Source organism: Streptomyces sp. MAR4 CNX-425, from assembly GCF_048656465.1.
Taxonomy (GTDB): domain Bacteria; phylum Actinomycetota; class Actinomycetes; order Streptomycetales; family Streptomycetaceae; genus Streptomyces.
The window spans coordinates 352402-372767 of record NZ_JBMDLF010000006.1; the positions used below are offsets into that span (position 1 = coordinate 352402).

15 protein-coding genes are annotated in these 20366 nt (G+C 76.2%); 10 read left to right on the top strand and 5 right to left on the bottom strand.

Features of this window, described 5'->3' with window-relative positions:
- Positions 1 to 2 precede the first annotated feature (2 nt).
- The 3 genes from ACHZ99_RS19350 (at position 3) to glpK (ending at position 2933) form a co-directional block, all read left to right on the top strand.
- Positions 3 to 497 carry a TrmH family RNA methyltransferase gene (locus ACHZ99_RS19350; protein ID WP_420305889.1) on the top strand — a complete coding sequence of 165 codons (495 nt, stop codon included), beginning with the start codon at positions 3 to 5 and terminating at the stop codon, positions 495 to 497.
- Entirely contained in the window at positions 490 to 1308 is an 819-nt protein-coding gene (locus ACHZ99_RS19355; protein ID WP_420305890.1) for an RluA family pseudouridine synthase, read from the top strand. The genes ACHZ99_RS19350 and ACHZ99_RS19355 overlap by 8 nt, the downstream gene beginning before the upstream one ends.
- 113 nt (positions 1309 to 1421) lie before the next feature.
- On the top strand, positions 1422 to 2933 hold the full coding sequence (gene glpK / locus ACHZ99_RS19360; protein ID WP_420305891.1) for a glycerol kinase GlpK: 1512 nt from the start codon (positions 1422 to 1424) through the stop codon (positions 2931 to 2933).
- 45 nt (positions 2934 to 2978) lie between these two features.
- Here the strand turns inward: glpK and ACHZ99_RS19365 are convergent, their stop codons facing one another.
- Positions 2979 to 3401: a roadblock/LC7 domain-containing protein gene (locus ACHZ99_RS19365; RefSeq protein ID WP_420305892.1), complete on the bottom strand. Its 423-nt coding sequence runs from the start codon at positions 3399 to 3401 to the stop codon at positions 2979 to 2981.
- Between the two features lie 173 nt (positions 3402 to 3574).
- Here ACHZ99_RS19365 and ACHZ99_RS19370 point away from each other — a divergent pair, with 173 nt between their 5' ends.
- Positions 3575 to 3964 (top strand): hypothetical protein, encoded by a 390-nt coding sequence (locus ACHZ99_RS19370; RefSeq protein WP_420305893.1) that lies wholly within the window; start codon positions 3575 to 3577, stop codon positions 3962 to 3964.
- Between the two features lie 25 nt (positions 3965 to 3989).
- On the opposite strand, the gene ACHZ99_RS19375 is transcribed toward ACHZ99_RS19370, so the two are convergent.
- Complete coding sequence (locus ACHZ99_RS19375) at positions 3990 to 5231, bottom strand: hypothetical protein (protein WP_420305894.1); 1242 nt, start codon at positions 5229 to 5231, stop codon at positions 3990 to 3992.
- 113 nt (positions 5232 to 5344) lie between these two features.
- Here ACHZ99_RS19375 and ACHZ99_RS19380 point away from each other — a divergent pair, with 113 nt between their 5' ends.
- Positions 5345 to 6028 (top strand): response regulator transcription factor, encoded by a 684-nt coding sequence (locus tag ACHZ99_RS19380; RefSeq protein WP_420305895.1) that lies wholly within the window; start codon positions 5345 to 5347, stop codon positions 6026 to 6028.
- Positions 6012 to 7538, top strand: a complete 1527-nt coding sequence (locus ACHZ99_RS19385) for a sensor histidine kinase (RefSeq protein WP_420305896.1) — start codon at positions 6012 to 6014, stop codon at positions 7536 to 7538. The genes ACHZ99_RS19380 and ACHZ99_RS19385 overlap by 17 nt, the downstream gene beginning before the upstream one ends.
- A 110-nt stretch (positions 7539 to 7648) precedes the next feature.
- On the opposite strand, the gene ACHZ99_RS19390 is transcribed toward ACHZ99_RS19385, so the two are convergent.
- The 3 genes from ACHZ99_RS19390 to ACHZ99_RS19400 are packed head-to-tail and all read right to left on the bottom strand — an operon-like array spanning position 7649 to position 15125.
- Positions 7649 to 12661 (bottom strand): hypothetical protein, encoded by a 5013-nt coding sequence (locus ACHZ99_RS19390; protein ID WP_420305897.1) that lies wholly within the window; start codon positions 12659 to 12661, stop codon positions 7649 to 7651.
- A gap of 35 nt (positions 12662 to 12696) precedes the next feature.
- Entirely contained in the window at positions 12697 to 13611 is a 915-nt protein-coding gene (locus ACHZ99_RS19395; protein WP_420305898.1) for a hypothetical protein, read from the bottom strand.
- Positions 13608 to 15125 (bottom strand): hypothetical protein, encoded by a 1518-nt coding sequence (locus ACHZ99_RS19400; protein ID WP_420305899.1) that lies wholly within the window; start codon positions 15123 to 15125, stop codon positions 13608 to 13610. The genes ACHZ99_RS19395 and ACHZ99_RS19400 overlap by 4 nt, the downstream gene beginning before the upstream one ends.
- Before the next feature lie 198 nt (positions 15126 to 15323).
- On the opposite strand from ACHZ99_RS19400, the gene ACHZ99_RS19405 reads away from it, so the two are divergent.
- From ACHZ99_RS19405 to ACHZ99_RS19420, 4 genes are read left to right on the top strand one after another with little or no spacing between them, the layout of a single operon-like run.
- Complete coding sequence (locus ACHZ99_RS19405; RefSeq protein WP_420305900.1) at positions 15324 to 17174, top strand: Hsp70 family protein; 1851 nt, start codon at positions 15324 to 15326, stop codon at positions 17172 to 17174.
- Positions 17175 to 17177: 3 nt separating this feature from the next.
- Positions 17178 to 18128, top strand: a complete 951-nt coding sequence (locus ACHZ99_RS19410) for a hypothetical protein (RefSeq protein WP_420305901.1) — start codon at positions 17178 to 17180, stop codon at positions 18126 to 18128.
- Complete coding sequence (locus ACHZ99_RS19415) at positions 18125 to 19141, top strand: hypothetical protein (protein ID WP_420305902.1); 1017 nt, start codon at positions 18125 to 18127, stop codon at positions 19139 to 19141. Before ACHZ99_RS19410 ends, ACHZ99_RS19415 begins: the two co-directional genes overlap by 4 nt.
- Positions 19134 to 20324, top strand: coding sequence for a patatin-like phospholipase family protein (locus tag ACHZ99_RS19420; RefSeq protein ID WP_420305903.1), 1191 nt, complete (start codon positions 19134 to 19136; stop codon positions 20322 to 20324). Before ACHZ99_RS19415 ends, ACHZ99_RS19420 begins: the two co-directional genes overlap by 8 nt.
- The last annotated feature ends 42 nt before the right edge of the window (positions 20325 to 20366 follow it).

The window sequence follows — 20366 nt, forward strand, 5'->3', positions numbered from 1 at the left end:
TCATGTTCGACCATACGCGGCATCGGCCGCCGGCCACGCTGACCAGGGCGCGCGAGATCGTGCTGGCCTGCGCTCCGCTGCGTACCCGCGCCAATCTGTCCAGCATTGTGCGCACCGCGGGGTGCTGCGGAATCGGCCGGGTCATCGCGTGCGGCAACGGGAAGGTCGACCCCGACGTCGCACGCGACAGCCTGGACCACGTCACGATCGAGGTCCGCCGGACGCTGCCCCCGGTGCTCAGGGACCTCCGGTCGGAGGGGTACCGGGTCGTCGGGCTGGAGCAGACGACGAACTCCCACAGCCTGCACGAGTTTGCCTTTCCCCGGAAAACGGCCCTCGCCGTCGGAAACGAGCGGCTCGGCCTCACCGAGGAAGAGCTGCGGTTCGTCGACGACTGCGTCGAGATCCCGGTGTGGGGAATGCCGCACAGCTACAACGTCGCGACCGCGACGGCGATGGCCCTGTACGAATACTGCAAGCAGTACCCCGATGGCTGATCCGATGACCGTGCCCGGGTGGCGGGACCTCCGCGGCTCCGCCGCCCTCCTGGAGGACGACGCGGTCCTGGTGCTGGACAAACCGGCCGGTATCTCCGTGACGGGCGAGCGGCACGGCACCGATCTCGTGGAGCTGGCCGGGCAGGCGGGAGAGCGGCTCTTCCCCGCCCACCGCGTCGACAAGGTCACCTCCGGCGTCGTCCTCTTCGCGAAGGACCTGGCCACGCACGGCGGACTGACCCGGCAGTTCAACAAGCGGACCGTCGACAAGGCGTACCTGGTCGTCACCGGAACCACCGGGCTGCCCGAGCGGGGCACGATCGAGCTGCCGCTGAGCGTGGGGCGGAAGAACAGGGTGCGTATCGCCGCGGCCCGCGAGGACATCCGCGCCGACGAGGAAGAGGGCCGCTGGTGGGTCGAGGAGGACGACCTCCTCGACGTGAAGAACTACCCGTCGGCCACCCGGTTCCGGACGCTCTGGAGCGACGGCACGTACTCGGTGCTGCTGGCGCTCCCGGTCACCGGCCGGCGGCACCAGATCCGCGTCCACCTCGCCTGGATCGGCCACCCCATCTGGGGCGACCCCCTGTTCGACAAGGGCGCCGCGGCGGCGGGCCTGCGGACGCATCTGCACGCGTGGCGGCTGGCCTTCGACGCCTCCTGGCTCGACGGCGGCCGCGTCGAGGCGGTGGCCGACCCGGACGACGGCTTCTGGCGGCCGCTGGCCGGCTCGCTCCCGCCGGACGCGGTCGCCCGGCTGCTGCGCGAAGGCGCGGAGGCCGCCGGCAAGGCGTCGCGTCCCTCGTCTTGACGGCCCGTCAGCCCCGGTGAACACTGCCGGATGTCATCGGGGCATCGCCGTTCCGTCTCCCCCACCGGCGATACGCCGCGCCCGATCTCTCCTTCCCGCAGCAGGGGGACGTCATGACGGACAGGTACGTCGCCGCGATCGATCAGGGCACCACGTCGAGCCGCTGCATCGTCTTCGACCAGAACGGCGCCGCCGTCGCCGCCGACCAGCGCGAGCACCGCCAGATCTTCCCCCGGCCCGGCTGGGTGGAGCACGACCCCGCCGAGATCTGGGCCAAGACCCGGGCCGTGGTGGGCGGCGCGCTGGCCCGGGCGGGGCTACGGGCCGACGAGCTGAGCGCCGTCGGCATCACCAACCAGCGCGAGACGACCGTGCTGTGGGACCGGGCCACCGGCAAGCCGGTGCACAACGCCGTCGTGTGGCAGGACACCCGCACCGCCGCCCTGTGCACCGAACTCGGCGGCGCCGACGGCCAGGACCGCTTCCGCGACCGCACCGGCCTGCCGCTCGCCGGCTACTTCTCCGGCCCCAAGGCCGCCTGGCTGCTGGACAACGTGCCGGGCCTGCGCCGCCGCGCCGAGAACGGCGAGATCGCCTTCGGCACCGTCGACTCCTGGCTGATCTACAACCTCACCGGCGGACGGGACGGCGGCGTGCACGTCACCGACGTCACCAACGCCTCCCGCACCATGCTCATGAACCTCGCGACCCACGAGTGGGACCCGTCGATCCTCGCGGCCATGGACATCCCGGCCGCGATGCTGCCGGAGATCCGCTCCTCCGCGGAGGTGTACGGCACCTGCACCGGCCAACTCGACGGGGTGCCCGTGGCCGCCGCGCTGGGCGACCAGCAGGCGGCGGTCTTCGGCCAGACCTGCTACGGCGTCGGCGAGGCCAAGAACACGTACGGCACGGGCAGCTTCCTGCTGCTCAACACCGGCACCCGGCCGGTGCCGTCGAAGAGCGGGCTGCTGACCACCGTGGGCTACCAGATCGGCGGCGAGGCGCCCGTCTACTGCCTGGAGGGGTCCATCGCCGTCACCGGGGCGCTGGTGCAGTGGTTCCGCGACCAGCTCGGGATCATCTCCGCCGCCGACGAGATCGAACCGCTGGCGGCGAGCGTGCCGGACAACGGCGGCGCGTACATCGTCCCGGCGTTCTCCGGCCTGTTCGCCCCCTACTGGCGCGGCGACGCGCGCGGCGTCGTCACCGGCCTGACCCGGTACGTCACCAAGGCGCACCTGGCCCGCGCGGTGCTGGAGGCGACGAGCTGGCAGACCCGCGAGGTCGTCGACGCGATGTACCAGGACTCGGGGGTACGGCTGACGGACCTCAAGGTGGACGGCGGGATGACCGCCAACGGTCTGCTGATGCAGCACCAGGCCGACGTTCTGGGCGTGCCGGTGCTGCGGCCCGTGATCTCCGAGACCACCTCCCTCGGCGCCGCCTACGCGGCGGGGCTGGCCACCGGCGTGTGGCGGGACCAGGACGAGCTGCGGACCCACTGGCAGCGCGACACCGAGTGGACCCCGCGGATGGACGGGGCCGCCCGGGAGCGCGAATACCGGAACTGGCGCAAGGCCGTCGAGCGCAGCTTCGGCTGGCAGGAGGACGAGGCCGGGTGACGGCCGGGTGACAGTGGGGCAGCGCCGCGGCGCGGCCGTCGGCCGTCAGGACCGGTTGCCCCGCGGTGCCGCCGCCAGATGCTCGCCGACCCGCTTGACCAGCAGCGTCATCTCGTACGCGATCTGCCCGATGTCGGCGTCCGACGCCGCCATCACCGCGAGGCAGCTGCCGTCGCCGGCGGCGGTGACGAAGAGGAACGCGTCGTCCAGCTCCACGAGCGTCTGCCGTACCGAACCCGCCGCGAAGTGGGTGCCCACGCCCTTGGCCAGGCCGTGGATGCCGGAGGCGACCGCCGCGAGATGCTCGGAGTCCTCCCTGCTCACGTCCTCGGACACGCTCATCGGCAGCCCGTCGGACGACAGCACCAGCGCCATCCGCACGCTCGCCAGCCGACCCACCAGATCGTCGAGCAGCCAGTTCAGCCGGCTCCCCGCCGGCTGCTGTCTGTTCCCACCCTGCACAACCATGCCCGCGTCCCTTCCCCGGTCGGCGCAGCCTACTACCGTCGCCCCGGCAACTCGTAGCCCCCTTCGAACGTTGACACATCAGAACGTGTGAACATGGGTACCCCGGGCTTTCACAGCCCCCCGGGCGGGGCAGTCACCCGGGGCACCCGGCAGACGAGCGGGAGAGGGTATTGATGGCTGCGGAGGAGGAGCTGCGGCGCCCCGAGTCGCCGCTCTGGGTCGAGGAGCCCGTCGGCACACCGAGGCTTCCGGATCCGGTGCGGACGGCGGCCGTACGCGCCGTGATCATCGTGGCCGTGACCCTCTCGCAGGCGATGGCGGCCGTGCTCTTCACCGTCACCGGTGCCTGGCCGGCCTTCCCGCTGCTGCTGAGCACGGTGGTCAGCACCGTGGTCGCGACCTGGGGCGTGCTGGACGTCTGGGTGACCCGGCAGGTGTGGAAGCAGCGGCACGGGGTGGAGTCCCTGCCCAGCAGCGCGGCCCGGCGCGCCCGCCGGGAGCGCCGCGGCGGCCGCCGCACACAGCGCGACCGGCCGCCCGGACCGGTACCGGCCGGCGTCTGAACGGGGCGCGCCCCGCGCGGGCCGCTCAGGGTGGTCCGTCGCCCAGCAGCATCACCGCGCCGTACGCGCCCGACACCAGCGCCGCCGCCCCCGTCACCACCGCCGTCCGCCGCGCGGGCCGGCGCGCCATCGACACCGCCAGCGGCAGCAGCAGCGGGAAGGCCGGGGTCATGAGGCGGGGGCGGGAGCCGAAGTAGGCGGAGCCGACCAGGGAGAGGGCGACGACGACGCACGCGTACGTGATCAGGGCGGGCGGCAGGCGCTGCCGGACGGCGGCGCCGAGGAGCAGGCCGACCAGGCCCAGCGCGGCGCAGATGCCGGCGCCGGCGAGCGGGGAGGGCCAGGGGCCGGTGAGCAGGCCCCAGATGAAGGCCGTGAGGGCGGCGCCGCCGTCGACGTGGTTGCCCCAGGCCGCCTGGACGTCGAAGTAGCCGAGGGCGCTTCCCTCGCGCACCCCGACGTAGGCCAGGTACGCGAGCCAGCCCAGGGGGGCGAGGAGCACCCCGGCGAGCAGCCGACGGTTCCGGCGCAGCACCGTGCCCACCGCGGCGCCGCCGCGGACCTCGGCCGCCAGGTGCCATGCCCCGGCGACGCCGAGAGCGGCGATCAGCGCGGCGGCCGTCGGGCGGCACAGCCCCGCCGCCGCGGCCAGCAGGCCCGCCGCCCGCGGGCGGCCGGTCAGCCAGGCGTGGAGGGACCACGCCGCGAGCGCCGTGAACAGGGACTCCGTATACGCCATCCACTGCACGAACCCGGTGGGCAGCGCGCCCCAGAGGGCGGCCAGCAGGACCCCGGCGCGGTGCCCGGCGACACGGGCGCCCACCGCGTAGATCCCCCACGCGGCGCCGAACGACGAGACCCACGCCACCAGCAGCCCGGCGTCCGCGGCGCCGAGCGGCGAGACCGCCGCCAGCAGCCGCTCCAGCGCGGGCAGGAGCGGGAAGAAGGCGAGGTCCGGGTGGACGCCGCCGTCCGGCAGGCGGGCCTCGAAGCCGTAGCCGTTCTCCGCGATGCGCCGGTACCAGACGGAGTCCCAGCGGCCGTTGAGCCGGTGCAGCGGGTCCTCGTCCGTCACCGCGGCGCCGGCGCCGAGCAGGAGCAGCAGCCCGGTGAGCCGCACCGCCGCGTACGCCGCCAGCGCGGGCGCCGCCGCCGGGGCCGCCGACGCGGCGGCGCGCAGCGCCCGCCGCAGCCGGGGCCGTGGCCGCCGCCGGGGCCGGGGCCGGGTGCCGGAAGGGCCGGGGTCCGTACGCGGGAGAGCCGTCATGGGCCCGGATGCTCTCCGGCGGCCGCTGTGAGGACGCTGAAGGACCCTGAAGTCCGCTTCAGACCTGAAGCGTTCCTTCAGGAAGGGAACGGGGCCGCGGGGATACTGGACGCATGCGTCTGCTGGTGGTCGATGACGAGGAAGGGCTCGCCGCGTCCCTCAAACGGGGCCTGGAGGCGGCCGGCTACGCCGTGGACGTGGCCCACGACGGCCACACCGGCCTGTACCTGGCGCGGGAGTACCCGTACCAGGCGATCGTGCTCGACATCATGCTCCCCGGGCTGAACGGCTACCGCGTCTGCGCCCGGCTGCGGGCGGAGGGCGTCCACACGCCCATCCTCATGCTGACGGCCAAGAGCGGCGAGTACGACGAGGCCGAGGGGCTGGACACGGGCGCCGACGACTACCTGGCGAAGCCCTTCTCGTACGTGGTGCTGGAAGCCCGGCTGCGCGCGCTGCTCCGCCGCGGCGGGGCGCGCACCCGGGCGCTGCTGCGCCTCGGCGACCTGTGGATCGACCCGGCGGGCCGCTCGTGCGGGCGCGGCGAGGTCCGGGTGGCGCTGACGGCCAAGGAGTTCGCCGTGCTGGAGTGCCTGGCCCGCCGGTCCGACGAGGTCGTGTCGAAGACGGAGATCGCCGAGCAGGTGTGGTCGGCGGACTTCGACGGCGATCTGAACATCGTCGAGGTGTACGTCAGTGCCCTGCGCCGCAAGCTCGACATCCCGTTCGGCCGCCGCTCGATCACCACGGTGCGCGGCGTGGGCTACCTGATATCGGGCCATGCCGCCGCCCGCTGACGCCCGGGTAGCGCCGGGGTCCGCGCCCCGCCCGCTGCGCCGCGCGGCGCACGACCCCCGGACCCGGGCGGCGGTCGCCGCCGGCCTCACGGCGGGTGCGGTGCTCTTCGTCCGCCCGCTGCTGGCGTTCGGCGGGCTGCCGGGCGTGGTCCTCGTCGTGCTGGCCGCCTGGGCGGCGGGAGAGGGCGGGCCACGCCTGCCGCGGCTCTGGGGCGCCCTGGCGGCGGGCGGGATGGCGGCGGCCCAGTTCGCCCTGCGCGCCGCCTTCGACCGCCCGCTCGACGCCTACTACGGCTACGGCACGAACCGTTCCGAGCTGTCGGTCGTCGAGACGCCCCCGTTCGTCGCTCCGCTGCTCGCCCTCACGGTCGGGGTCACGGCCTGGTTGTTCGCGCGGCCCTCCGGGCGGGGCGTGCCGCTGCGGGCCCGGTTCGCGGTGGTCGCGTACGGCGGCACGGTGCTCGCCTTCTCCGCGGTCTTCACGATCACCTCGGCGCTGGCGGAGGCCAACGGCGGGCACATCTCCTGGGGTCCGGGCGAGTTCCGCGGGGAACTGCTCTATCTGGCGCAGACCGCCGCCGTCCTGATCGGCGCCGGCGCCTGGCTGACGGCCGGGCGGGCGCTGCGCCCCGTGGACGCCGTCCGCCGGGAGCTGGAGGACATCACCCTCCGCTCGCTGGACCGGCGCGTGCCCGTGCCCGCGGGCGGCGACGAGCTGACCAGGCTGGCGCTGACCACGAACGCGATCCTGGACCGGCTGGAGCGCGCGACCGCGCTCCAGGGGCGGTTCATCGGCGACGCCTCGCACGAGCTGCGCAGCCCGCTGGCGGCGGTGCGGGCGTCGCTCGAATCGCTGCTGGCGCACCCGGAGGAGGTCGACTGGCCGACCGCCGTGCGCACCGCCCTTCACGAGATGGAGCGGCTGCAAAGTCTCAGCGAGGACCTGCTCCTGCTGGCCCGGCTGGACGGCACCGCGCGCCTGCCCCGCGACCCCGTGAACCTCACCGGCCTCGTCCACGACCTGATCGAGGAGCACCGCCACCTGCACCGGCCGCACCCGCTGGAGATCCGCCTCACCGCCCCGAGGCAGGGCGGCGGGGGGCCGGAGGCGTGGGTGACGGGCAGCGGCGTCCAGCTGGAGCGCATGCTGCGCAACGTGCTGGACAACGCCTGCCGCCACGCCGGCAAGGAGGTCGAGGTCGCCGTCGGCACGGAGCGGCACGACGGTGTCGGGACGGTGCGGATCGACGTGCGCGACGACGGCCCGGGGATACCGGCCGCCGACCGGGAGCGGGTGTTCGAGCGGTTCAGCCGGCTGGAGGGCGCCCGCGCCCGCAGGTCCGGCGGGGCCGGGCTCGGGCTGGCGATCGCCCGGGAGATCGCCGACCACCACGGCGGCACGCTGCGCTTCGCCGACGCGCCGCAGGGCGCCCACGCCGTCGCCCGGCTCCCCGCCGCGGGGCCCCCGGAGCGGCACGGGGAGCCGCCGGACACCGGGCACGGAAGCTGACGCCGCCCGGCGGCCCGGGGCCGCCGGGCGGTTCGGCGCAGCCCCGCAGTGTCGGGCGGACGGGCCGGAGCGACCCGCGTGACCGGTCCCCCGCGGCGCGGGGCCGTCTCCTACGGTGCCGGCGCCGGGGGGCGGCGGAAGATGCGGGTGGCGGTCACCTCGCCGACCGACGGCTCCGCGCCCTCCCGCTGCGCCGGCAGCCCCGGGCGCAGGTGCTCCTCCACGGTGATGTACTTCAGCCCCGCGCGCAGGTCCGCGTCGTTGCGCAGCCGGATCACCAGCGGGAACTCGGCGAGCGCCGTCGTGTCGAACAGCCCCGTGGTGTAGAGGAGCTGCACGCCGAGGGCGTCGGCGACGGCGCGTTGCAGCTCCAGCAGGTACGTGGCGTTGGCGCGGCCGATGGGGTTGTCGAGGAAGAGCGTGCCCGCGTGGTGATGGCGGTCGTCGCCGCGGTCGTTGCCCCGCAGGGCGGCCATCGTGCAGTACAGCGCGATGGCGGCGGTGAGCAGCTGGCCGCCGGAGAACACGTCGCCCATCTGCCCGACCGGTACCCGCTCCGCGCGCAGCACCGCGTCCGGCTTGAGGATCTCCACCGCCACGCCCCGGGGCGCCATCGCGGCGTCCACGCCGCGCAGCAGCAGCGTCGTGCCGTCGCGGCGCAGGTCGCTGTTCCTGCGTACGGCCGCGCGGGTGGCCTCGTCGATGACCTCGCCCAGCCGCTCCGCGAGCGTCGCCTGGTCGGGGTCGTCGAAGCGGATGCGCAGGAACTCCTGCCCGGACCACTCCCCCAGGCCCTCCGGCAGCCGCGACAGCCGCTGCGCGGCGCGCAGCGTGGCCAGGCCGGACTCGACCAGGCCGCGCAGCCGGTCGACGATGCCGTCGCGGTTGCGCTCCAGCTGCGCCAGCTCGTCGGTGAGCACGCGCAGGCGCGGCGCGAAGGCCGCCGCCCAGGCGGCGGCGTGCTCCGGCAGGGCGGCGGCGGGCAGCTCGCGGATCTGCTGCCGGGCGGGGGTGCGGACCTGCTCGTAGCGGGTGGAGTTGGCGTGCCGTACGAGGACGTCGCAGGCGTCGCGCAGGGCGGACTCGGCGGCGGCGACGTCGGCGGCGCAGCCGCGCAGCGAGCGGCGGGCCTCGGCGGCGGCCTGCCGGGCGCCGTCCAGCCCGCCGGGGAACGGCTCGGCCGGGCCCGCGGCGCCCTGCTGCGGGTCCTGCTCCTCCGCGGCGGCCGGGCCGCGGAGCAGGTCCCGCAGCAGGGCGGCGGTCTCGGCGAAGGCGCCGGCGGCGTCCTCGGCGGCGGCGCGGGCGCGGCGCAGCTCCGCGTGCGCGGCGGTGGCGGCGGCGAGTTCGTCCGCCCGCTCCGCGGCGGTGGCGGCGGCGGCGCGCAGCAGCGCCTGGGCGTGGTCGGCGCCGTCGGGCACGAGCTCGCCGGGCAGCTCGGTGTGCGCGTCGCCGCCCTCGGGCGCGAGCCGCTCGGCGTCACCGCGCAGCCGCCCCAGCGTCTCGCTGGCCGCGGCGGCACGGGACTCCAGCAGCTGCACGGCGGACTGGGCGCGGGCGGCGGCGGCCTGCCGCGACGGCGCGTCGGCGCCATCCGGGCCGGCGAGGAGCGTGGCGGCGCGGGTACGGACCTTGTTGCTGAGCCGGTTCAGCTCGGCCAGCGCGGCGGACTCCTCGCTCTCGGCCCGCGCCTGCTCGGCCCGCAGGTCGGCGCCGACGCCGACCTTCTCGTAGACCTGCGAGGCGGCGCGGTACGCCTCCCGCAGCGCGGGCAGCGACGCGCGCGCGGCGTCGGCGGCGGCGGCGCGGGCGAGGCGGGCCCGGCGGCGGGCGCTGCCCTCGGGCCGGGCGGCGGGGGTGCCGGCGGCCGGGCCGGCGCCGGTTGCGTCGGGGTCGGCGGCATTGGCGGCATCGGCGCGGGCACCCGCCGCCGGGGACGCCGCGGCGTCTGCGCGGCCGGAAGCGGTCGCACCGCCCGCGTCGCCTCCGGCGGAGCGGGACGGTCCGGCGGAGACCCGGCCCTCGTCGGTCCGGCCGCCGGAGGTACCGGCGTCGTCGCTCCGGCGGTCCGGCCCGTCTCCCGTTTCCCCCTCGCCGTCCGACCCGGCGGCCCGGCTCCCGGGCCGCGCGCCGTCCGGGGTCCGGGCGGACTCCGCCGCCGCGGCCTCGTCCGCCGCCTCGGCCTCAAGCTCCTCCGCCACCCCCGCGATCTCCGCGCGCTCCGCGCGCAGCGCGCGGGCCGTGCGGCGGGCGTCGTCGGCGGCGCGCTGGGCGTCGCGGCGGTCCTCGTCGGCGGCGCGGGCGCGGGCGACGCAGTCGGCGGCGGCGGCCTCGTACTCCGCCGCCTCGTCGGCGAGTTCGCGGAGGCGGGCCTGCCATCCCGAGCGCTCGCGCAGGCGGTGCGCCAGGCCCGCGAGGGCGTCGGCGCTGCGGCGGGCGCGCTGGGCCCGCTCCTGGCGCTCCTCGCGGGCCCGGGCGGTCTCCTCGGCGGCGGCCGCCGCGTCCTCGGCGGCCGCGCGGGTACGGGTCAGCGCCTCGTCGGCCGCGGCGGACGCCGTACGGGCCGCCTCCGCGGCGGCGGCCAGCTCGGCCAGGCGGCCGGCGGGGCAGCCCGTACGCCACGAGGCGAGCCGGGCCGCCAGGGCGCGGTCCGCGGCGAGACGGGCGGCGAGGGCGCGGATCTGCTCGTCGCGGTCGGCGGCGCGGGCGCGCAGGGCGTGGCGCTCGTCGTCGGCGGCGCGCTCGTCGTGCATGGCCGGGTTGGGCGGGACGAGGAACACCCCGCCGTCGCGCTCCCCGGCGGGCGGCGGGGGCGCGAGCAGCGCGGCGGCGGTGCCGACGGCGAGGGCGGAGCGGGGCAGCAGCGCGGCCTCGCGCAGCACCTCGCGGGCGCGCGCGTGGGTGTCCGGGTCGGTGATGACGACGCCGTCGACCAGCTCCGGGCGGGCGTCGAGCACCGCGGCGTGGTCGGCCGGGTCGACGGCCTGGGCCAGGTACCGCCAGCCGGGCAGGGCGGGGATGCCGTGCTCGCCGAGGCAGTCCACGACGGCCAGCACGTCCGGCCCGGGCGGCAGCAGGCCGCCGTCGCCGAGGGCCGCGAGGATCCTGGCGTCGTCCCCGGCGGCGGTGCGCAGGTCGAACAGCCGCCGGTCGTCGTCCGTGACGCGCGCGTCCAGCAGCGCCACCAGCTCGTCGGCGGCCCGGTCGAACTCCACGGCGCTCAGCACCCGTTGCCCGCCGCCCCCGGCCGGGCCGCCGTCCGCGGCGCCCGGCTCCGGCAGCCCCAGCAGCTCCACCAGCCGGGGCTCCGCCGCCAGCGACTCCGCCGCCCGGCGCTCCGTGTCGTACGCCGCCGCCGACGCCTCCGCGGCGTCCGCGGCGCGGGCCGCGGCCAGCTCCGCGCGGGCCAGCTCCGCCGCCGTCTCGCGGGCCCGGTCCGTCGCCGTGCGGGCGGACTCGCGGGCCTCGTCCCAGGCGGCGACCGCCGCCTTCTCCGCATCGCCGGCGACGAGCGCCGCGCGGGCCGGGTCGGTGTCGGGGAGGGACTCGTCGGCGGCGTCCAGCCAGCCGGCCCGTACCGCCCGGGCCGTCTCCTGCTCGACCTCCGCGAGCCGCTGGCGCAGGTGATCGGCCTCGCTGCGGGCGCGCTGCGCGCGGGTGGCGGCGGCCACCGCGTCGGCGTGCGCCGTCTCCGACTCCCGTTGCAGCCCGGCGGAGCGCTCCTCCTGCTCCGCGGCCAGCGCCTCGCCGTCGCGGGCGGCGGCGTGCAGCGCGCGTACGAGACCGGTGGCAGCCTGGGCGCGGGCGGCCAGCGCCGGGGCGGCGTCGCGCTCGGCCTCGCGGATGGCGGCGGAGACGCGCGTCGCGCGGTCGGCGGCGGCGCGGTGCCGCAGCACCGCCTCCGCGGCCTGCCACGCGGCGTGCAGCGTGCGGGCGTCGGTGAGCTCGCGGCGCTTGCCCGTGGCGCTCTTCTCGGCGGCGGCCAGCGCCAGCGACGCGTGCCGGTACGCCAGCTCCGCGGCGATCAGCTCGCTGCCGCGCCGGGACTCCTCCGCGGCCGTGACCCGCTCCGCCGCGGACCGCTCCTGCCCGGCCAGCTCCGCCGCCCGGGCGCGCTCGGCGTCGGCGCGCGCGGTGAGCCGCCCGGCGAGCGCCCGGGCCCGGCGCTCGGCGCCGCCGAGCACGTCACGGGCGCGGGTGCGCTGCTCGGCGCCGGTGACGATGTGCGTGAGCAGGTCGAGGGAGCCGGCGGTGAAGTCGCGCTCGGCGGTGAGTTCGGCGCGGCGGCCCAGCTTGTGCGCGAAGCCGTGGACGAGGTCGGCGAGTCCGTCGGTGTCGCGGGTGTCGGTGACCGCGCGGAGCAGCAGATGGGTGAAGTCGGAGTCGTTCTTCACCGCGAACAGCCCGGCGGCCTCGCCCTCGTCGGCGTTCATCTCCCGCTGGTAGCGGAAGAGCTCGGGGTCGAGGCCGAGGCGTCCCAGGTGCTCGTTCCACCGCTCGTGGATCTCCTCCCAGGCCACGTCGAGGTGCGGGTACGCCTTGCCGGCCTCGGTCAGCGCGTCCCGGAAGCCCTTCATCGTGCGGCGCCGCCCCCGCGCCCCCGACGCGCCCTCGGCGGCGGGGCGTACGCCCGCGGACTCCGCGACCGGCAGCGCGTCCAGGCCCATCCCGGGCCCGGGGCGGAACGAGTACCACGCCTCGGCGAACTTCCGCGGGTCGCCGGAGACCTGCCGGCCGCGCCACTCGCTCACCTTGCCGACGACGATCTGCTCGCCGGTCACGGTGTGCTGCCACTCCAGCGCGACGTGCCCGGTGTCGTCGGCGAGCAGGAACTTGCGCAGCACGCCGGAGCTGGCGCCGCCGAGGGTGTTGCGGTGGCCGGGCAGCATCACGGAGAAGATCAGCTTCAGCAGTACGGACTTGCCGCCGCCGTTCTCCAGGAAGAGCACGCCCGCGGGCGCGGGGCGGCGCGGCGGGCCGGCCGGCTCGGCGGCGAAGAAGTCGCCCTGGGCGGGCGCGGGGCGGGGCACCTCGCCGCCGACGCCGCGCAGGTCGAGCACGGTGTCCGCGTACCGCGCGCCGGCGGGTCCGATGGAGTAGAGGCGGATCCGGGACAGCTCGTACATCGATGGGCCCTCGCTCGTGACGTCTCGACCGGCCGTCAGGCCCGCTCGTGCTGGCTGGGGAAGAACGGCAGCGCGCCGCCGGGCACCTCGCCGTCGTCGGCGGCGGGCACCAGGGTGGCGCTGCCGTCGGCCACCGGCACGACGCCCAGCTCCAGCAGCTCGGACATGGCGGCGCTGCCGGCCATGTCGCGCACCTGCAACTGGTAGCGCGCGGTGGTGCGGTACGTGCCCCCGGCGTCGTCGGACGTGCGCTGCAGGAAGCCGGAGTCGGTGAGGAACGCCATGGCCTTGCCGATGATGCCGGTCGTGGAGCCGGCGAGGCGGCGGGCGTCCTTCGTGGCGCCGGTGGCGCTGCGGCGCGCGTACACCCGCCAGGCGGCCTCCAGGCCGCGCTCCCCCTCGGCGGGGTCGGTGTTCTCCCCGGCCTCCTCGGCGCGCTCCTCCAGCCGGCGGCACGCCTGGCGGACGAAGGCGTCGACGCCGTTGACGCTGACCCGGCCGATGTACCCGTCGTCGGCGAGGTCCTCGGGGCGGGGGAACGCCATGGCGGCGACGGCGAGATGGGCCAGGCCGTGCAGGAAGCGGTCGGCGGAGTCGGTCGCGGCGCGGCGGGCGTAGTCGCCCATGCGGACGGCGAAGACGGAGTCCTCGGCGGCGGTGACGGCCATGCCGGTACGCGCCGAGACCTCCAGGACGACGAGGCCGAGGCCGGTGGCGACGGCGTCGGCGAGGCGGGCGAAGGGCGGCTCTTCGCGGTAGCGGCGGAGCAGTTCGGCGTACTCCAGGTCGCGGGCGGGCAGCAGCTTGGGCTGGAGGCCGAAGGAGACCAGGCGGGCGGCGTCGGCGGCGTCGGCGGGGGTGACCGCGGCCGGGTGCCCGGCGGCGCCGCCCGCGCCGTCGGCCGCGGGGGCCGCTCCGGGGCCGGGGACGGTCGCGGGGTCGGGGGTCACGAGGCGGCCTCCGTGCGCCCGGCGGCCATCCCGGCGGCGTCCAGCAGGGCCGTGCCGACGATGAGGTCGGCGCCGCCGAACTCGTCGTCCGCCATCTCCGTCCCGTCGTCCACGGCGAACAGCAGCCGCTCGTCCCCCTGCCGGTACGCCGTGCCCACGGCCGGGCCCGCGGCGTGCACCGCGAGGAGGGCGACGAGGTACGGCAGCTCGGGGTCGCGGCGGCGGGCGTCGGCGAGCAGCCCGGACAGCCGGCGCGGGGCGTCGGGCGGCAGGTCGAGCAGCTCACCGGCGGCGGCGAGCTGCTCCTCGCTGAACCGGCTGTCGTCCGGGGTGGCGACGAGGTCGGGCTCGGGCATCTCGGCGCCGAGGTGGGCCCGTTCCAGCGGGGGCGTGAGCAGCAGCTCCGCGAGGTCGGCGAGGCGTACGGCGTGCGGGGCGCGCAGGCCGGTGCCGCGGGCGAAGAAGGCGTCGGTGACGCGGTGGGCGGCGGAGACCGGCAGCGGCAGCACGGGGGCGAGGAGCTGGCCGTAGAGGTCGACCCCGGTGCGGGCGGCGGGCGGTGCGAACGCCTGCCGGTCCTGCTCGGCGCGGAACAGCGGGCCGGCGTCCAGCAGCCGGGTCTGCAGCTGGGTGTGGCGGCGGATGCAGTCCTTGACGATGTCGACGAGCTCGGCGGCGCGGCGCTTGTGGTCGGGGTCCTCGGCCTCGTCGCGGGCGCGGCGGATGTTGGTGAGGATGGCGTTCTCGTGCCGGTAGCGGTCGGCGACGTGGTCCAGTGCCTCGTCGATCATCGCGGGCACGGTCCGCAGCCAGTCGACCGCGCGGACGTTGCGCCGGGTGGCCTCCAGGGCGCGGCGCAGCGTCTCCGCGTACTGCACGGTGCGGTAGCGGGCCTGCTCGGCGGCGAGCTGGGCGTCGGCGAGGCGGCCGCGGCTGATGAGGACGTCGAGCTTGACCTCGGCGGCGATCTGCGCGCTGGTGACATCGGTGTCGAGCGCGCCCACCAGCACGTTGACCGCTTCGTCGGTGGTGCGCAGGTAGACCGCGCCGCCGGGGCCGGGGACCTCCTCGACGAGCTTGAAGTCGTACTCCCTGCGCACGTACGCCCCGTCGTGGCCGAACGTGCCGTACACCGCGCGGAAGCCGCGGTCGACGCTGCCGACGTTGACCAGGCTGTCCAGCACCCAGTGGGCCACCCGCTCGTGCTCGGCGCGGGGGCGCAGCGGCGCCTGGGCGGCGACGCGGGGCAGCAGCCGGGCGATGACCTCGTCGGGCTCGGCGCCGGTGTCGAAGTCCATCTGCAGCGTGACCAGGTCGATGGCGGAGAGGGCCACCTCCGCCATCGCGTACACCCCGAACTCGCCCGCGAGCATCGCCTTGCGGGCGTCCAGGTCGTGCAGCGGGGCCGTGCACGCCAGGGCGCGCAGGCGGCGGGCCAGGCCCTCGTCGGCGGCCGGGCCCGGGGCGGGCCGGGGCGCGCCGGCGGCGGGCGTCGCGGTGGTCGGAGCAGTCACGACGGACAGATTAGGCGGTGCCACCGACAACGGCCGAAACGGCACGGCGGCCTCCAGCGGGTCCCGCCGGCCCGCCTGCCTGCCCGGAGCGGTCACGTCACAGGACGGTCGCAACCTGCATCGTCCCACTCACACTCGGTAAGTGCCGCCCATACGATATGCGTTGACGCAGTAGCTCACCCGGCAGGAGAAGCCGCGATGCCCGGAAGCACCACTTTCACTCCCAAGATCGTGGCGGCGATCGATTTCGGCACCCACGGCTCCGGGTACGCCTGGGCTGCCGTCTCCGCGCTCCAGGACCGCGCGAACCAGCGGGTCATCGTCTACCAGCCGTTCACCCACTCCGGCGGCGTGACCTACCCCAAGGACCTCACCGCCGTGCTGGTCGACGCGAACCGCGAGCCGGTGGCGTTCGGAAGCAGGGCACGGCAGCGCTGGGAGCGGGAGCTCGCCCGTGGGAATCCCGACAACCACGGCTACGCGAGCCGGTTCAAAATGGCGCTCCAGCCCGGCGGGGCGGATTCCGGGGTGCCCCGGTTCGAGGGCTGCCTGAGCGGCGCCGACCGGTCCACGGTGGTCGAGCTGATCACAGCCTCCCTGCGGCACATCAGCCAGGCGGCGCTGGCCCAGATCCTCAAGATCGACGCTCAGTTCCCCTACGCCGCCGAGGACATCCGGTGGTGTGTGACGATTCCCGCGATCTGGGGAGACGCGGAGCGGAGCCTGATGCGGAAGGCCGCGAAGGCCGCCGGACTGCCCGACGACCGGGAGCGCCTGCTGCTCGTCCAGGAGCCCGAGGCGGCCGCCGTCCACTGCGCGCTGTACACCGGGCAGCTTCTCGCCCCCGGCCACCCCGAGGGCAGGCTGGACGTCGAAGCGGAGCCCGGCAGCCGGTTCATGGTGGTCGACTGCGGCGGCGGCACGGTGGACATCACCAGCTACCGCATCCGCCCCGAGGGGGTCGGCCCGGGCCGCCTCGACGAGACCCGGGCCGCCGACGGCGACCGGCTGGGCTCCGCGTACGTCAACCAGGCGTTCACCGACCTGGTGCTCGCGGAGCGGTTCGGCGCCGAGGGGCTGGACAAGCTCCTGGCCGACTTCCCCCGGGAGATGAGCGAGCTGGAGGGCACCTGGGAGTCCGTGAAGGTGAACCTCGCCCCCGAGACCGAGGGCGACGGCCGGCCCGTGGTCTCCGAGGCCGTCTACGTCTCCGTGCCGGGCAGGGTCTGGGACGCCGTGGACCCCGCCACCCGCGAGCGTCTCACCGACCTGGCGGACGGCGAGACCCACACCCTCGTGGTCGGCCCGGGAGAGGTCACCCGGCTCTTCGACTCGGTGGTGGACGAGATTCTCGCGGTCATCGAGCGGCAGCGGGCCCTCAACCGCGCGGAGGACCCGTCGCCGGGGCGGGAGCAGATGCTCCTCGTGGGCGGCTTCGCCCGTTCCCCCTATCTGCGGGACGCCGTCGCGTACCGGTTCGGCGAGGAGGCGCGGATCATCCTTCCCGAGGACCCGGCGGTCGCCGTGCTCGGCGGCGCCGTGCACTTCGCGTACGACCCGTCGGTCATCTGGGGGCGCCGCTCCAGGTACACCTACGGGTTCGGGGTCGCGCGTCCCTTCCGGGAGGGCATCGACCCCGAGTCGAAGCGGTGGACGGACGAGTACGGCGAGGAGCGGTGCAACAACCGCTTCTCGATCATAGCCCGCCGCGGCGACTCCATCCCGGTCGGCCACAAGACGACCCAGACGGTGATGACCTACCCCTCCAACACGCAGAGCACCCACAACCTTCTGGTGACCTACGCCGCCGAGCCGGTGTACACCGACGAGGAAGGCGTGCAGGAGATCGGCACGGTCACCGCCGACCTCGCCGCTTCCCAGGGCAGGGTCGAGGGCAGGCGGTACTTCGACGTGACGTTCTCCTTCGGCACCACCGAGATCGAGGTGGAGGCCCGGGACACGCATTCCGGAGCCACGCGCCGGACCGGGATCGAATTCCACGAGCTGTACGGGCGCGGCAGCGGTGCCGGTCACGAAGGGAAGCGATGAGGCATGGCCCCCAACGGCGAGCACGAATGGAGCGACCGGCAGCCCCCTCGGGGCCTTCCCGCCCTGCCGGCACCCGCCGAGCAGGCCCCGCAGCTGAGCGGGCACCTGGACGCGCAGCGGCTGGCCGACCTGGAGGCGCTGGTCGCCCGGCAGGGCGAGGAGCTGCGGCGGCTGTCGGGCTCCCGGGGCCGGTTCCGGCCCCCTGCCCACACCGACGCGGAGCAGGTCCAGAAGCAGATCCAGTGGCTGACCGGCCGCATCGTCGGGCTCGAAGCGGAGGTCGAGCAGCTGCGCGCCGCCGACCTGCGGCGGGGGCTGGACGAACTGCGCGCACGCGTGGCGGAGATGGACCGGCTGCTGGACGGGGTGCGCGGGGAGCGCGTACAGGACGCGATCAACTCGGGAGAGGTCACCAGCGATCTCCACCGGCGCCATATGCGCAACGCCGACGCCTACCGCACGCTGGTGGCACAGGATCTGCGCCGGCTCGCGGTCCTCCTGTGCCCCGTGGGCCCGGAGCAGGACGAACCGCTGGCGGCGCGCCGGGCCCGCGCCGTGGCCGGGCTGCTCGGCATGCTCTTCGCCGCTTCCCCTGCCGGCCGGCCGCCCGCGGTGGAGGAGCTGGTCGCACAGCTGGCGGCCGGCGGCTACGCCACCGATCAGGACGGCTTCGGCCAGAAGCTCGGGCAGACCGTGGACAGGGCCGCCGACATCGCCCGCGAGCTCGCCGGGGGTACGCTCCCCGCCACGCTGGTCTTCGGCGCCGATGTGCGCGGGCTGCCGCCCGGCGCCTACGAGCCGTACAACAGCGGCGCCACGGGCGTACCCGGGTTCCTGGTCGCACCGGCCTACGTCATCGACGGCGACCGGCCGCTGGAGCTGGCGCGGCCCCTCGTCTTCGTCGTGCCCGCCGACGCCGGCGCGCAGCCGGGCGGCGCGGAGCGGGGCGCGTGACCGACCACCTGGACATCGTGGCCCGCGGGGTGCCGATGGTCGACGACCGGCTGCTGCTGGAGCTGGCCAACGAGCTGCACACCGCGGACGATCTGAGCCGCGCGGCCTCGCGTGAGGGGTTCTTCGCCCGGCTGCTGGGCCACGTCACCGGCAGGGAGCGGATCCGCGAGCGGAACATGCGGGACAGCGTCAACAGCGCGCAGAAGCACACCTTCGCGTGGCTGACCAGCCTCACCGAGCGGTTGACCGTCACCGATCTGGTGGTGGCCGAGGTGATCGAAGAGGTCGGCGCCGTCAAGCGGCAGCAGGCGGCCCTCGTGGCGCAGGGCGAGTGGTCGGCGGAGCGCATCGACGAGCTGGGCGAGCTGGTGGGCCGCCTGGCCCGCGACACTGGCCGGGTCCTGCACGGCCACGACCGGCGGCTGGCGGCCGTCGAGACGCAGCTCGCGATCGACGCGTCGGTACGGCGATGGCGCTGGCCGCGCCCCGATCCGGGGCTGTCGTGGCTGGTGCGGGCGGTGCTGCTGGCCCGGGAGGTGGCCGCCGGCCCGGCCGGGGAGTTCGCCTTCACCGGCGACGGCCGGGTACGGGTCCGCGACGACCTGGTGGAGCGGATGCTCCAGAACCCGCCCGCGCCCTGGTACGACGGCAGCAAGTCGCTGGCCGGCCTGCTCACCGCCTCGGTGACGGCGCTGCCGGGCGACGACCACCGGCGCATGGTCGCCGAGCTGCTGGGGGCCGGCCTCGCGGGTGAGCTGGCCGAGCCGGTACGCCCGTTGACCCGGGCGCTGGCGGACACCGCCCACCGCGTCGCCACGGCGCACACCGACCCCGGTGAGGCCGCCGGCGTCGCCCTGCGGAACGCGAGCGGCAACGGCGGCGGCTACCTGTGGACGAGCCTCAGCGTCGAACGCCTGCTGCGCCGCGTGGTGGACGAGCAGTTCGAGGAGGCCGCGGCCCGCCGGGCGCGGCTGCGCGACCGCAGGGAGCCGCCGGAGCCCGGCCGTGACTAGCCCGCAGGAGATCGGCCGGAACTTCGACGCCCTCGCCGACCGCGCCGAGGCCCTGGCCGGCCACCGCCCCCTCGTCGGCACCCCCGCCGCGGCCGGGCGGCGCGAGCCCGCCCCGCCGGACCGCGCCGCCCTGCCGCGGGTCGGCCTGGTGCTGGCCGGCGGCGGCGCCAAGGGCGCGTACGAGCTGGGCGTCTGCGACTGCCTGGCGGAGATCGGCACGGACGTCGCGGCCATCGCCGGGACCAGCATCGGCGCGCTGAACGGCGCGGTGCTGGCCGCCGAGCCGGACCTGCGCCGCGGCACCGCGCAGCTGGCGGCCTTCTGGGAGCAGTTCTCCACCCGGTCGGGCGTGGCGCCGTTCGCCGACCGCGGGCTGCCGCTGGACGAGGCGGGGCTGGCGGTGGAGAGCACACACCGCCAGCTCCGGCGCTTCGCACCCCGGCTGCGCGCGCTCAGGCAGCGGGCCGGCCTGCTGGAGGACATGGTGGTCCGGGCGGTGAACGCCCCCGCCATCCGCGCGGGCCGCCCCCTGTGGGTGGCGGCGTACCCGCTGCTCGATCCCGCGACGCTGCCGAAGCTGGCGCCCCTGCCGCCGCGGCTGCGGCACCTGGTCGAGATCATGCGCTGGCTGGCGGGCGGCCAGGGCACGATCCTGCGGCTCAACGGCTACCCGGACGAACAGATCCGGCAGGCCGTCCTGGCCAGCGCCGCGCTGCCGTTCATCTTCCCCGCCCGGGTGGTGGACGGCTGCGCCTACCTGGACGGAGGGCTCGGCGGCCCGGGGGACCGGACACCGGTCCGCGCGTTCGCCGAACAGGAGCACTGCGACGTCCTCATCGTCGTCCACCTCCACCCGGACGCCGTGATCAACCCCGGCTCGACGGCCCGGTTCCTGCGGATCGACATCCGGCCGAGCGTGCCGATCGTGCCGCCGGGACCGCTGGGGCCACTGAGCGGGATGCTCGCCTTCTCACCCGAACGGGTCCAGGCGCTCAGGAATCTCGGCTACCAGGACGCCAGGGCCCGCTTCGCCGAGGTGCGCCGGCTGCTGACCGCCCGCAGCGGGCTGACCGCCGCGGAGGCCCGCATGACCGCGGCGCTGACCGCGCTGAGAGACCAGGACCGGGCGGGGAACCGGACGGGGAGCCGGACGGGGAAGGGCGGCGGACACGGCGGCGGGTGAACAAGGCTCGCCGCCCTCGCGTCCGGGGCGGCGGTCCGCCGG

Coding starts and splice junctions, on each gene's coding strand:
- glpK (WP_420305891.1), top strand. CDS start 1,422: ATGACGGACAGGTACGTCGCCGCGATCGATCAGGGCACCACGTCGAGC.
- ACHZ99_RS19365 (WP_420305892.1), bottom strand. CDS start 3,401: ATGGTTGTGCAGGGTGGGAACAGACAGCAGCCGGCGGGGAGCCGGCTG.
- ACHZ99_RS19350 (WP_420305889.1), top strand. CDS start 3: ATGTTCGACCATACGCGGCATCGGCCGCCGGCCACGCTGACCAGGGCG.
- ACHZ99_RS19380 (WP_420305895.1), top strand. CDS start 5,345: ATGCGTCTGCTGGTGGTCGATGACGAGGAAGGGCTCGCCGCGTCCCTC.
- ACHZ99_RS19370 (WP_420305893.1), top strand. CDS start 3,575: ATGGCTGCGGAGGAGGAGCTGCGGCGCCCCGAGTCGCCGCTCTGGGTC.
- ACHZ99_RS19390 (WP_420305897.1), bottom strand. CDS start 12,661: ATGTACGAGCTGTCCCGGATCCGCCTCTACTCCATCGGACCCGCCGGC.
- ACHZ99_RS19375 (WP_420305894.1), bottom strand. CDS start 5,231: ATGACGGCTCTCCCGCGTACGGACCCCGGCCCTTCCGGCACCCGGCCC.
- ACHZ99_RS19385 (WP_420305896.1), top strand. CDS start 6,012: ATGCCGCCGCCCGCTGACGCCCGGGTAGCGCCGGGGTCCGCGCCCCGC.
- ACHZ99_RS19410 (WP_420305901.1), top strand. CDS start 17,178: ATGGCCCCCAACGGCGAGCACGAATGGAGCGACCGGCAGCCCCCTCGG.
- ACHZ99_RS19405 (WP_420305900.1), top strand. CDS start 15,324: ATGCCCGGAAGCACCACTTTCACTCCCAAGATCGTGGCGGCGATCGAT.
- ACHZ99_RS19355 (WP_420305890.1), top strand. CDS start 490: ATGGCTGATCCGATGACCGTGCCCGGGTGGCGGGACCTCCGCGGCTCC.